An 11,652-nucleotide genomic window follows, 5' to 3' on the forward strand; every position below is an offset into this window, starting at 1 on the left:
ATAGCGGCGCGTCAGGGCGCCGTGCGCAGCCCCTCGGGCTGGCCCACCACCACGATCCGCAACGCATCGGGCCGGATCAGCCGCTGCGCCACACGGCGAATATCGTCCAGCATTACCGCCTCGATCTTCTGGTTCCGCGTTGCGGAATAGTCGATCGGCAAGCCGGTCATCTGCATCCCCACAAGGATATTCGCAATCGGCCCGTTGCCATCGAACCGCAGCGGATAGGCGCCGGTCAGATAGGTCTTGGCAGCGGCGAGTTCCTCGGCCGTCACACCTTCGGCGGCCCTGGCCCACTCGGTGCGCAACACATCGACGGCCTGCCCGGCGGTTTTGTTGTCGGTGGCGAATTGCCCGGCCAGCAGATCGGCATGATCATAGTCGATCAGATAGCTGCGGGCGCCATAGGTCAGCCCGCGCTTTTCGCGCAATTCCCGCATGAGACGCGAGCCGAAGCGTTCGCCGCCCACAATCTCGTTCAGCACGAAGGCCGCGAAATAATCCGGGTCATCCCGCTCCAGCCCCGGCTGCGCGAAGCTGACCACCGCCTGCGGTGTCGGGAAATCGACAACCGTGACCCCGCCGGTCAGATCCAGCTTGGCCACGCCGGGAAGCGGCGCCCCGGTTGCGGGCAGATCGCCCAGCAGATGATCCAGCAGCGCACCAAGTTGTTCAGGCGTGATGTCGCCCACGGCCGCCACATAGACCCGGTCGCGGGCCAGCGCGGCCTTGTGGGCGGCAAGGATGTCATCCCGGGTCAGCGCCTGCACGCTGTCCTCGGTTCCGTCGCCGGAACTGCCATAAGGGTGGTCGCCAAAGGCGATCCCGTCCAGCGTGCGGCCTGCGATGGCCGACGGGTCTTTGGCATTGCTGCGGATGATCGACAGCACCTGACCGCGCACCCGCTCCACCGCATCGGCATCAAAGCGCGGCCGCGTCAGGGCGAGGCGCAGCAGTTCCGCCGCCTGCGTGCGGTTCTCGGTCAGCATCCGGGCAGAAACAGACACATCGTCGCGCGAATTGTCGAACCGGAATTCGGCGGCCAGCGCATCGCGCGCTTCCGCGAATTTCTGGGCATTCATCTCTGCCGCGCCTTCCTCCAATAGCCCGGTCATCAGATTGACCGCGCCGCGCTTGCCCGGCGCATCCAGCGCGGTGCCGCCCCGAAAGCGGATTTCAAGCGCGGTGAAGGGGATCGAGTGATCCTCTACCAGCCAGGCCTTCAACCCGCCCGGCGAGGTCACGTCCTGAATGGCGATCTCGGCCCGCAGCGGTGTGGCCAGCAGCAGGAACAGCGCCAGAAAACGGCCGATCATTGGGTTTCCTCCTCGGTCAGCAGCCAGCCGGTCACCGAATGCCGACGGTCCAGCACCTGCCGCGCGGCCTCCATCACATCCTCGGGCGTCACGGATTGCAGCACCTCGGGCCAGGCCTGCACATCGGCCACAGTCAGTCCGGTGGTCAGCGCATCGCCATAGCGCCGTGCAAGGCCATCCACATCGTCGGTCGCATAGATTTCAGAGGCATGAAGCTGCGTCTTGAGCCGCGCGAAGGCGGCCGGATCGGGGCCGGTGGCAAGGAAATCTTTCAACACGCCATCCAGTTCGGCCTCGGCTTCCTCGGGCTTCACACCGGGCAAGGGAACCATGCCGATGGTGAACTGGCCGTAATCCAGCGCGGTGCCATCATAATAGGCATAGCTGTAAACCGCCTTCGGGTCTTCAAACTGAAGCTTACGTGCCAGAAGGCTCGTCGTGCCTGACCCGCCCAGCAATTCCCCCAGATAGACCAGCGCGGCGGCGGTCTTCTGGTCGCCCGTCCGGCGGTTCGGCGCCAGATAGGTGCGCATCATGAAAGGTTCGGACACACGCTTGTCGAACATGGTCAGACGGCGCTCTGCCAGTTGCGGCGGCTCTTTCGGGCGCTGGCGCACCGGCAGATCGGCGGTAGGGGCCAGCGGGCCGTAGTGTTTTTCCGCCATGGCGCGCACGGCATCGGGGGTCACATCGCCCGCCACGATCAGGATGGCATTGTTGGGTGCGTAATAGGTGCGGTAGAAATCTTCCGCCTCGGCCCGGCCCAGCCCCTCGATCTCTTGCCGCCAGCCGATGATCGGCACGCCATAGGGATGGTTGAGGAACTGCGCCGCCCGAAGCTGTTCCATGAACAGGCTGCCGGGGTCGCTGTCGGTGCGCTGGCTGCGTTCTTCCAGAATCACGCTGCGCTCGGTGGCCACCACATCGTCGGTCAGTTGCAGGTCGCGCATCCGGTCCGCTTCCAGCGTCATCATAAGGTCCAGCCGGTCCGCCGCGACACGCTGAAAATAGGCAGTCTGGTCCCAGGAGGTGAAGGCATTGTCATTGCCGCCCTGCGCCTCGACGATGTCGGAAAATTCTCCCGGTTTCAGATCGTCGGTGGCCTTGAACATCAGATGTTCAAAAAAATGCGCGATGCCCGAATGGCCCTGCGGTTCGTCCGCCGCGCCGATTTTATACCACATCATCTGGACGGCGACCGGCGCGCGGTGATCCTCGATCACCACGACCTGAAGGCCATTATCCAGCGTAAAATCCGTCACCGGCCCTTCGGCCAGCGCGATAGTGGCGGAAGCCGACCAAAGCAGTGCGGCGGTGACGGTATTGCGCATGGAAGCCTCCCTCGGACGCCCCATCACACCTACGCGGTAAAGGGCCGAGGTCAAGCCGCCCTGACGCCGATTTTACCGGCCGTGCGTCAGCGCTCGCCTTCCTTGCGCGGCGGAGCGGAAGGATTGGCCACCCCACGGCGGCGCCAGTATTCCAGTTCGGAATGCTGATCCAGCGACATGTCCTTGTAGGCGCGGTAATAGGCGTTCACGCCGAACAGGCGCTCCAGCAGGCGCGCGTCATTCTTGCGGCGGTGGTCCAGATCTTCGGCGGCCAACTGGCCCCGGATGTTCTGCGACACACCATTGCGGGTTGCGTAGCCCACCAGCGCCGCATCGCTGCCACCCGAGCCGGGTCGCCCACCCAGCGCGGTGATGGCGTCGGCCTCGGGCGTCGGATCGGTGATATTGCTGCCACCGGGCGTCGGCGCCGGAAGCTCTTTCAGGTTATCCGGCATTTGCAGCGCCTTGGGCGGCAGGATGCCGAATTCGTCGGGTCCGTTGGTGGTGGACCGCAGATACATCAGCTTCGGCTCCCGGTCGGAACCACAGCCTGCCAGCGTCATCGAAAGCGCCGCCGCCCCTGCAAGGATGGCCCCCCGCGCTACCCGCCGTGCTGCCTGCATCGTTCTCTCCAGAAAACCCGTCCTGTTGTCTTTAGCGCAAAGGCGCTGGCACGTCACGGGGTCTTTCGGCGCTTTGGCCGCGGCTTGCCACCGCTGGCCGCGCCACGATCCCCGGTGAACAGGACCAGGCCCGCCGCGCCCGCGAAAATGGCGATGTCGGCCACGTTGAAGGCATAGGGATTGTCGAAACCGCAACAGGACATGTTGAGGAAATCTGCCACTGCCCCGTAGGCCACGCGGTCCACCACATTGCCCAGCGCGCCCCCGATCAGCACACCCGCCGAAATCCGCGCCAATGGCCCGTGCGCCGATTTCGCCGACCAGTGCCAGACCCAGCCGACAATCAGGATCGACAGGACAATCAGGCCCCAGCGCATCAATTCGCCTTCGCTGGACATCAGGCCGAAGTTGACGCCCCGGTTCCAGGCCATGCGGAAGTTGAGCAAGGGCGGCAGCACGTCGATCTCGCCCCGCGCACGCAGGTCAAGGCCAAAGACCACCACCAGTTTGGTGATCTGGTCGATCAGGAAAATCGCAAGGGCAACCGAAGCGACGCGCCGCATGTCAGTGCCGGAAATGACGCATGCCGGTAAAGACCATGGCCAGCCCACGTTCATCGGCCGCCGCAATCACCTCGTCGTCGCGCATCGAACCGCCGGGCTGGATGATCGCCGTCGCCCCCGCCTCGGCGGCGGTGATCAGGCCATCGGCGAAGGGGAAGAACGCATCCGAGGCCACGACGGAACCATGGGTCAGCGGCGCGGCGATCCCCAGAGCCTCGGCCATGTCCTGCGATTTGCGGGCGGCGATTCGGGTGCTGTCCACCCGGCTCATCTGCCCTGCACCGACGCCGACGGTCGCACCGTCCTTCACATAGATGATGGCGTTGGACTTGACGTGTTTCGCCACCGTCCATGCAAAAAGCAGGTCGCGCAGTTCGGCCTCGGTCGGCTGGCGCTTGGTCACGACCTTCAGGTCTTCCATGCGCAGAAAGCCGTTGTCGCGGTCCTGCACGAGAAAGCCGCCGGCCACCTGTTTCCACGCCAACCCCTTGGCCTGCGGGTCGGGCAGGCGGTCGGTGGTCAGGAGGCGCAGGTTCTTCTTGGCGGCAAAGACCGCGCGCGCCTCGGGCGAGGCGCCGGGGGCGATGACCACTTCGGTGAAGATGCCAGTGATTTCCCGCGCAGTGGCTTCGTCCAGCGGTTGATTGAGCGCGATGATGCCGCCGAAGGCCGAGGTGCGGTCGCAGTCATAGGCGCGACCGTAAGCCTCGGTCAGGGTGGCGCCACGCGCCACGCCGCAGGGATTGGCATGTTTGATGATCGCGCAGGCCGGGCCTTCTGCCGGATCGAACTCGGCAACCAGCTCGAACGCCGCATCGGTATCGTTGATGTTGTTGTAGGACAGTTCCTTGCCTTGCCATTGCTGCGCGGTGGCAACACCGGGACGCTGCGTGCCGTCAGTGTAGAAGGCGGCCTTCTGATGCGGGTTCTCGCCATAGCGCAGGCTTTGCGCCAGTTGCCCGGCAAAGGCGCGGCGGCGCGGCGTGTCTTCCTTGATCGCGCCGGCCATCCAGGCCGACACGGCGGCATCATAGGCGGCGGTCCGGCTATAGGCGGTCAGCGCCAGCTTCTGCCGGAAGGCATAGGTGGTCGCGCCGTCATGGGCCTTCATTTCCCCCAGCAGGGCGTCGTAATCCTGCGGATCGGTGATCACGTTGACGAACTTGTGGTTCTTCGACGCGGCGCGGATCATCGCCGGGCCGCCGATGTCGATATTCTCGATGCAGTCGGCGTAAGATGCGCCACGCGCCACGGTCTGCTCGAATGGGTAAAGGTTCACCACCAGCAGGTCGATCGGCTCGATCCCGTGGGCAGCCATGGCGACCAGATGCTCGTCATCGTCGCGCAGCGCCAGCAGGCCGCCATGCACCATCGGGTGCAGGGTCTTCACCCGCCCGTCCATCATTTCGGGGAAGCCCGTCACCTCGGCCACGTCCCGCACGGCAAGGCCCGCAGTGCGCAATGTCTGCGCCGTGCCGCCGGTCGAGATCAGCTCGACCCCCCGCGCGGCCAGCGCGCGTGCCAGATCCAGAAGGCCGGTCTTGTCGGAAACCGAGAGGAGCGCGCGCCCCACGGGCACGAGGTTCACGGGTGCGGCGGCGGCGGTATGCATCGGACACTCCTGAGTCAGGGGCGGGAGGGGGGCTCTTCCCGGTCAATATCGCGGATGGCGAGCGGAGTATCCTGTGCCTTCGCCAAGGTCCAGCCGATCCGGGCCTGAAAATCCTGCAAAGATGCCGCAAGCACGATCTGTCGCGCTGCACGGGGCATCAGCCGGCCCTTTTCCAGATAGACCGAGGGTTCCAGCGTCATCGCCGCCTGCCCGTCATGGCGAAACACCCAGATCTCGCCCGAGCGCAGCGCGATGGACACCGCCGCCCCGCCCATGTCGATTTCGGCATCGGCATCGGGATGCAGGTGGAAGCGCAATGCAAAGCCGATGCCGCCACCGGATCGGCGCAGCACGGATTGCAGCCGCTCCTTGTCAGCGGGCGCATCGGCGGCCAGCATGTCGGTGCCATCCAGCCGCCGCCCGTCGGCCGAAAGCGACAGGTCGCGCAGATGCACCAACCCATGCGTGCCGCGCCAGCCGTCATGTCCGGCCAAAAGCAGATGTGCCTCGGCGTCGTGGCTTTGCCGCATGAGCGTGATGCGGGCGCGATCCTCCAGCACCTCGCGGCGGTCATGCGCAAAGCGCGACGAGGAAAACCCGTCGATAGCCAAGGTCGAATGGCTTTGTGTGGCGCGGCTGGCGCGGTGCCAGTCGGTGCCGAAAGGCGCCCCGTTGCCGCAACTCACAATCAGCGGCCGCCGCCCCGAGGTCAGTTCAAACGCCAGCGTCGAGGCATGGGCCGAGGCACCTGCCAGCCCACCCGGCGGCATCGCCGTATCAACAATGACCGAACTGCGCCCTGCCGACATCCGGGTAAACCCCATGGCCAGCCCGCCCGGCGGAACCGGCTTCACCCCCGAACTGGCCAGCGCATGATCCAGCCGCCCTTCCAGCCCGCGCCCGCCCCCGTGAAACCGCGCCAGCCCGCCATCGGCGTGGCGCAGCGCGCGCAGGGTCGGCGCAATCCGTTCGATCGCCGCCAGATGCGACGGCGGCACCAGCCGCCCGGCATCGGTCAGCGCCTGCGCGGCCCAGGTCAGCAGTGTGAAAACCTCAAGCAATTCCTCGGGGTTGCGGGTCGGGATACCACCTTCCTCATCCACCTCACGCTCGCATTCCCGCGCCAGCGCGGCAGCGGCGGGATCGACATGCGCTTCCATCCCGATCAGGGCAAGGCCCGCGTAAATCAACCCGGTCAACGCCTCGAAGCGCGGCAGGCCGGGCGAGGCCGCCTGCCAACGCCGCGACAGGAACACCGTCTGATGCGACAGGGCGCGGTAATAGGCCAGAGAATGATCGCGGTCTTGCCCGCCCAGCAACAGGATGGCGTGGTTGATCCAGCGGATCAGCCGCCGCCCGGTCAGATCGGGCGACCAGCCTGGCCCGTCGCCGCGCCCATAACGGTTGATCCAGCCAAAGGTCCAGTCCTGCGCGCGCTTGCGCGCGGTGGGGTCCCCCACCGCCGCCAGATCGTCCAGCCAGCCGAAGCCCTGAAGCTCCGCGCCAAAAGCCACAGAAGGGCGCGCGATGTCCCAGATTTCAACGCCCGGCGCCTCGATCAGATGACCCGCGAACAGGAAATTCCCGGCGACAAGCTGCTTGCCGCGCGCGTAAAGACCTATAGTGCGGGGTTCGGGTTGCGAGACGAAACCGGCGGCAGGCTTGGCGCGCGTGGCTTTGCGGGCGGCAAGGCGGTTCATCGCCTGCACCCAAGCCTCTGCCCACCATGCGCTGCGCGCAACCGCTCTCATGCCCCGCTCACTGATCCACAAATGCCTGTCTGGCCCGTTGCCGGGTCTTGCGCCGCACCATAGCCGCGCGGGCGCCCCCTGTCACCGCAAAACCCCGTGTGAGCCGGTCCGGGGGCTGGACCCCGGCGCCGGGGCAGGCCATTCTCCGCCCGCAAAGGAGCCCGCATGACCCATTCCGTTATCTTCGATCTGGATGGCACGCTGATTGACAGCGCGCCCGATATCCATGCCAGCGCCAATACCGTTTTCACCGCCTTGGGCCAGCCACCCTTCACCCGCGCCGAGGTGCAGGGCTTTGTCGGACGCGGCGCGCCGAACCTTGTGGCACGGCTGTGCGAATCGCGGGGCCTGCCGCATGAGGGGCCGGAGTTCGACCGCGTTCTGGCCCGGTTTCTGGAAGTCTATGAAGGGGCGCAGGCGCTGACCGTGCTGTATCCCGGCACCCGCGCGGCGCTGGAGGCGTTGCAGGCAGCGGGCTGCAAGCTGGGGCTTTGCACCAACAAACCGCTGGCGCCGACACTTGCGGTTCTGCGCCATTTCGGCTTGGAAAACCTGTTCGCGGCGGTAATCGGCGGCGACAGTCTGCCGGTGAAGAAGCCCGACCCTGCGCCGCTGCTGGAAACGCTGACACGCATGGGCGGCGGCCCGGCGATTTTCGTGGGCGACAGCGAGGTCGATGCGGAAACCGCGCAGAACGCGGGCCTGCCCTTCCTGTTGTTCACCGAAGGTTATCGCAAAACCCCGGTCGAGGCGCTGCCACATGACGCGGCTTTCGCCCATCACGATGCGCTGCCGGGGCTGGTCGCCGCGTTCAGCGCGCCAGCCGTGCCATGAAGAACCCGTCCATCCCGCCACGGTCGGCCCAGTAATCGGGCCGCAGGCGCAAACCGCCCGCAGGCGCGCGCCATGCCGGGTCGGCGCCGGGCGGCAACGTATCGTCAACGCGCAGGCCGGGGTGACGCGCCAGCGCGGCGGCAAGCTGCGCCTCGCCTTCTTCCGGCAGAAGCGAGCAGGTGCAGAACACCAGCCGCCCGCCCGGCTTCAGCCAGCCCAGCGCCCGGTCAATCAGCGCGGCTTGCAGGGTAACCAATGCTTCCAGTTCCGTCCCGTCCTTCACGAAGGGCAGATCGGGATGGCGGCGGATGGTGCCAGTGGCGGAACAGGGCGCATCCAGCAGGATGGCATCGAACGGGGCCTCGGGCTGCCAGTCCAGCGCATCGGCCACCACCACCTCGGCAACAAGGCCGGTGCGGGCGAGGTTGTCACGCAGCCGCGTCATGCGCGACTCGTTCACATCCAGCGCCGTGACCTGCGCCCCGGCGGCAGCCAGTTGCAAGGTCTTGCCACCCGGCGCGGCACAAAGGTCCAGCACCCGCTCGCCTGCCTGCGGCGCCAGCAGCGGCACCGCCAGCGCAGCGGCGGCGTCCTGCACCCACCAGTCGCCGGTCGCATAGCCCGGCAGCGCGGAAACCTGCACACCGGGGGCAAGCCGCAGGCTGCCCGTGGGCAAGGCCTCGGCGCCTTCGATCCCCACATCCCGCCCCGGACGCAGGGTCAGATCGACTGGCGCGGGGGCGGCCTGCACAGCCTCCATCAAGGTGACAGCGGGCTTGCCCCATGCATCCACCAGCGGCTTGCGCAGCCAGAACGGCAGGCGCTGCGGCGGTTGCTTGCCGAAGCTGGGGTTTTCCGCCACGCGCCGCAAAACAGCATTTACCAGCCCAGACAAAGCCCCATGGCGGCGATGATGGAGGACAATGTTCACCGCCTCGTTCACCACACCATGCGCGGCCTCGCCCAGCACCAGTTCTACCGTGGCGAGGCGCAGGGTGTTCAGCACCGTCAGCGGCGGGGCCTTGCGGAGAAAGGGTTTCAGAAGGCGGTCGGTCGGTTCGACATGGCGCAGCACCTGCGCCGTCAGCCGCTGCGCCCGCGCGCGATCAGCGGGGGAAAGGCCGGTCAATGCGGCTTCGCACTGGCTGAGCAGCAGGCCCTCGCCCAGCACACCGTCCAGCATTGCCACCGCCGCCGCCCGCGCTGTTCTCGCCATGACCCGCCCTGCTCTTGTTCATCCGACAGTCGCCCGTATATCATGACATGGAAGCCTGCAAGGAACCCGACCGATGAATGAGGACAAACCTGACCTTCCGCCCGAAGCACTGCGCGCCTTGGCCGAGGCCGAGGAACGTCGTCGCGCCGCGAAGGATCAGACCCTGCCGCCCGAACTGGGCGGGCGCGACGGGCCGGAGCCGGTGCGCTTTGGCGATTGGGAAAAGAAGGGCATCGCAGTCGATTTCTGACGCGACCCCTGTCCCGACAGGCCGCATGGGCGGCAGCGTCGGAATTTGAGTATTTTTGCAAGAAGCAATGGGCAGCGGTGTGCCGGGCCTCAGAGGCCGAGCACATCCATCATGTCATAGGCACCGGGGCCCTTGTCCTGCCCCCAGAGTGCGGCCTTCAGTGCGCCACGGGCAAAGATGGCGCGGTCGGTGGCGATGTGGCGGAGCACGATGCGCTCGCCCGCCCCCGCGAACAGCACGTCATGTTCGCCCACGATGTCGCCGCCGCGAATGGCGCTGAAGCCGATGGCGCCGGGACGCCGGGCGCCGGTGATGCCGTCACGGCCCGAGTCGCGCATGGTGTCCAGATCGACGCCGCGCCCTTCGGCGGCGGCCTGACCCAGCATCAGCGCGGTGCCCGAGGGGGCATCGACCTTCTTGTTGTGATGCGCCTCGATCACCTCGATATCCCAGTCGGCATCCAGCGCGGCGGCAACCTTGCGGGTCAGGGTGACCAGCAGGTTGACACCGAGGCTCATGTTCCCCGCACGCACGATCACCGCATGGCGGGCGGCGGCGTCGATCTTTGCCAGATGTTCCGGCTCTAGCCCGGTAGTGCCGATGACATGGACCAGACGCGCCTGCGCCGCGAGGGCGGCAAATTCCACCGTGGCGGCGGGGGTGGTGAAGTCGATCACCGCGCGGGCCTTGGCGAAAGCCTCCAGCGGGTCGTCGGTGACTTTCACGCCGACCGGCGCGCCGCCCAGACATTCGCCGACATCACGGCCGATCCAGTCATGTCCCGGCCGTTGGATGGCGGCGGCAAGACGGGCCTTGTCGCTGGCCAGAACCGTACCGATCAGCATGCGGCCCATGCGGCCCGAAGCCCCGGCAATGACGATACCCGGCAATGCGTCCATCTTGCGCCCTCCTGTCTGGTCGCCTTCCCATAGCGTGAAAGCGCGGAGACGGCCAAGCCCTGTTGCGGCGGCGACGGGGAAGGCTTAGATGGAAGTCATGTCGAAAAACCGCTTCTCCTCGGGCGATGGCCCCTCGCAACGGCAGCTTCGCGTCGGCGAACTGATCCGGCGCACGCTTTCCGATGTGCTGAACCGGGCCGAGATCCACGATCCCGATCTGAACCGCATGTCCATCACCGTGGGTGAGGTGCGCTGTTCCCCCGATCTGAAGGTGGCGACGGCCTATGTCATGCCGCTGATGGGATCGGTCCCGGTGGAGGATGCGATTGCCGCGCTGGCGCGCAACAAGGCCGAATTGCGCCACCGTATCGGCGGGGCGCTGACTCTGAAATACACGCCCGACCTGCGCTTCCGCCCTGATGCGACTTTCGACCAACTGGACGAGACGCGGCGCCTGTTCGCCGATGAAAAGGTGCGCCGCGATCTGGATACGCCGGATGAGGGCGACGACGACGACGATGCTTAAGCTGTTGGCGGCGCTGTGTCTGCTGGCCGCCCCGGCGCTGGCAGAACCGTGCCGACAGGCAAGTTTCGAGGGCATCCCCTTCACCCTTTGCGAAGTGCAGACTGGCGCGGATCTGCGGCTGTTTCACAGCGATGATGCAGGCGATCTGCTGGGGTCGTTCGGCGCTGTGGATACGGCGCTGGCGCCCGAGGGCAAGGCGCTGGTCTTTGCGATGAACGCGGGGATGTATCATCCCGACCGCAGGCCTGTGGGGCTTTACATCGAGAAAGGGCAGCAGCGGCACGGGATCGTGCTGCCGGCCTCTCGCGGGAATTTCGGGATGCTGCCGAACGGGGTGTTCTGCATCGGAAAGGCACGATTCGCGGTGATCGAATCACGACGCTTTGCCAAGGCGCCGCGCAACTGCCGCTATGCCACACAATCCGGGCCGATGCTGGTGATCGGCGGCAAGCTGCATCCGAAGTTCATTCCGGGCAGCGACAGCACCTATATCCGCAACGGCGTGGGGGTCAGTGCCGATGGCAAGCGCGCGATCTTTGCCATCTCGGATGCTGCGGTGAATTTTGAAACCTTCGCGCGGCTGTTCCGTGATCAACTCGGCCTGCCCGATGCGCTGTATTTCGACGGCAAAGTCTCGCGGCTTTATGCGCCGGGGCTGGGACGGGCGGATATTGGCTTTCCCATGGGGCCCATCGTCGGGCTGGTGGCGCCGCTGCCTTGACGGCCTGCCC

General features: G+C 66.4%; 12 protein-coding genes. 4 read left to right on the top strand and 8 right to left on the bottom strand.

Features of this window, described 5'->3' with window-relative positions; genetic code table 11:
- Positions 1–11: 11 nt before the first annotated feature.
- The 6 genes from D2N39_RS15935 to D2N39_RS15960 all read right to left on the bottom strand — a co-directional run bounded on the left by D2N39_RS15935 (position 12) and on the right by D2N39_RS15960 (position 7,196).
- Positions 12–1,316 carry a M16 family metallopeptidase gene (locus D2N39_RS15935; protein WP_119135779.1) on the bottom strand — a complete coding sequence of 435 codons (1,305 nt, stop codon included), beginning with the start codon at positions 1,314–1,316 and terminating at the stop codon, positions 12–14.
- A complete protein-coding gene (locus tag D2N39_RS15940) occupies positions 1,313–2,647 on the bottom strand; it encodes a M16 family metallopeptidase (RefSeq protein ID WP_119135780.1) in 1,335 nt (444 codons plus the stop codon). Before D2N39_RS15940 ends, D2N39_RS15935 begins: the two co-directional genes overlap by 4 nt.
- Positions 2,648–2,733: 86 nt before the next feature.
- A complete protein-coding gene (locus tag D2N39_RS15945; protein ID WP_119135781.1) occupies positions 2,734–3,270 on the bottom strand; it encodes a DUF3035 domain-containing protein in 537 nt (178 codons plus the stop codon).
- Positions 3,271–3,323: 53 nt separating this feature from the next.
- On the bottom strand, positions 3,324–3,833 hold the full coding sequence (lspA, locus tag D2N39_RS15950) for a signal peptidase II (RefSeq protein WP_119135782.1): 510 nt from the start codon (positions 3,831–3,833) through the stop codon (positions 3,324–3,326).
- A gap of 1 nt (position 3,834) precedes the next feature.
- Positions 3,835–5,445 (bottom strand): bifunctional phosphoribosylaminoimidazolecarboxamide formyltransferase/IMP cyclohydrolase, encoded by a 1,611-nt coding sequence (gene purH, locus D2N39_RS15955; protein WP_119135783.1) that lies wholly within the window; start codon positions 5,443–5,445, stop codon positions 3,835–3,837.
- A 14-nt stretch (positions 5,446–5,459) separates the two neighbouring features.
- Positions 5,460–7,196, bottom strand: coding sequence for a heparinase II/III family protein (locus D2N39_RS15960; RefSeq protein WP_233557208.1), 1,737 nt, complete (start codon positions 7,194–7,196; stop codon positions 5,460–5,462).
- A 165-nt stretch (positions 7,197–7,361) separates the two neighbouring features.
- On the opposite strand from D2N39_RS15960, the gene gph reads away from it, so the two are divergent.
- On the top strand, positions 7,362–8,030 hold the full coding sequence (gene gph / locus D2N39_RS15965) for a phosphoglycolate phosphatase (protein ID WP_119135784.1): 669 nt from the start codon (positions 7,362–7,364) through the stop codon (positions 8,028–8,030).
- On the opposite strand, the gene D2N39_RS15970 is transcribed toward gph, so the two are convergent.
- Positions 8,008–9,246, bottom strand: a complete 1,239-nt coding sequence (locus tag D2N39_RS15970; protein WP_119135785.1) for an RsmB/NOP family class I SAM-dependent RNA methyltransferase — start codon at positions 9,244–9,246, stop codon at positions 8,008–8,010. The two genes, gph and D2N39_RS15970, sit on opposite strands and share 23 nt — an antisense overlap.
- A gap of 73 nt (positions 9,247–9,319) precedes the next feature.
- Here D2N39_RS15970 and D2N39_RS15975 point away from each other — a divergent pair, with 73 nt between their 5' ends.
- Positions 9,320–9,496, top strand: coding sequence for a DUF1674 domain-containing protein (locus D2N39_RS15975; protein WP_119135786.1), 177 nt, complete (start codon positions 9,320–9,322; stop codon positions 9,494–9,496).
- Positions 9,497–9,585: 89 nt separating this feature from the next.
- On the opposite strand, the gene dapB is transcribed toward D2N39_RS15975, so the two are convergent.
- Positions 9,586–10,395, bottom strand: coding sequence for a 4-hydroxy-tetrahydrodipicolinate reductase (gene dapB / locus D2N39_RS15980; RefSeq protein ID WP_119135787.1), 810 nt, complete (start codon positions 10,393–10,395; stop codon positions 9,586–9,588).
- A gap of 97 nt (positions 10,396–10,492) precedes the next feature.
- Between dapB and rbfA the strand changes: the two genes are divergently transcribed.
- On the top strand, positions 10,493–10,921 hold the full coding sequence (rbfA, locus tag D2N39_RS15985; protein WP_119135870.1) for a 30S ribosome-binding factor RbfA: 429 nt from the start codon (positions 10,493–10,495) through the stop codon (positions 10,919–10,921).
- Positions 10,914–11,642, top strand: a complete 729-nt coding sequence (locus tag D2N39_RS15990; protein WP_119135788.1) for a phosphodiester glycosidase family protein — start codon at positions 10,914–10,916, stop codon at positions 11,640–11,642. Before rbfA ends, D2N39_RS15990 begins: the two co-directional genes overlap by 8 nt.
- The last annotated feature ends 10 nt before the right edge of the window (positions 11,643–11,652 follow it).

This window comes from Gemmobacter lutimaris, assembly GCF_003570715.1.
Classification (GTDB): domain Bacteria; phylum Pseudomonadota; class Alphaproteobacteria; order Rhodobacterales; family Rhodobacteraceae; genus Gemmobacter; species Gemmobacter lutimaris.

What these genes read in the sequence shown, in the direction of transcription:
- D2N39_RS15935 (WP_119135779.1), bottom strand. Translation starts at nt 1,316, where the DNA reads ATGATCGGCCGTTTTCTGGCGCTGTTCCTGCTGCTGGCCACACCGCTG.
- D2N39_RS15940 (WP_119135780.1), bottom strand. Translation starts at nt 2,647, where the DNA reads ATGCGCAATACCGTCACCGCCGCACTGCTTTGGTCGGCTTCCGCCACT.
- D2N39_RS15945 (WP_119135781.1), bottom strand. Translation starts at nt 3,270, where the DNA reads ATGCAGGCAGCACGGCGGGTAGCGCGGGGGGCCATCCTTGCAGGGGCG.
- lspA (WP_119135782.1), bottom strand. Translation starts at nt 3,833, where the DNA reads ATGCGGCGCGTCGCTTCGGTTGCCCTTGCGATTTTCCTGATCGACCAG.
- purH (WP_119135783.1), bottom strand. Translation starts at nt 5,445, where the DNA reads ATGCATACCGCCGCCGCCGCACCCGTGAACCTCGTGCCCGTGGGGCGC.
- D2N39_RS15960 (WP_233557208.1), bottom strand. Translation starts at nt 7,196, where the DNA reads ATGAGAGCGGTTGCGCGCAGCGCATGGTGGGCAGAGGCTTGGGTGCAG.
- gph (WP_119135784.1), top strand. Translation starts at nt 7,362, where the DNA reads ATGACCCATTCCGTTATCTTCGATCTGGATGGCACGCTGATTGACAGC.
- D2N39_RS15970 (WP_119135785.1), bottom strand. Translation starts at nt 9,246, where the DNA reads ATGGCGAGAACAGCGCGGGCGGCGGCGGTGGCAATGCTGGACGGTGTG.
- D2N39_RS15975 (WP_119135786.1), top strand. Translation starts at nt 9,320, where the DNA reads ATGAATGAGGACAAACCTGACCTTCCGCCCGAAGCACTGCGCGCCTTG.
- dapB (WP_119135787.1), bottom strand. Translation starts at nt 10,395, where the DNA reads ATGGACGCATTGCCGGGTATCGTCATTGCCGGGGCTTCGGGCCGCATG.
- rbfA (WP_119135870.1), top strand. Translation starts at nt 10,493, where the DNA reads ATGTCGAAAAACCGCTTCTCCTCGGGCGATGGCCCCTCGCAACGGCAG.
- D2N39_RS15990 (WP_119135788.1), top strand. Translation starts at nt 10,914, where the DNA reads ATGCTTAAGCTGTTGGCGGCGCTGTGTCTGCTGGCCGCCCCGGCGCTG.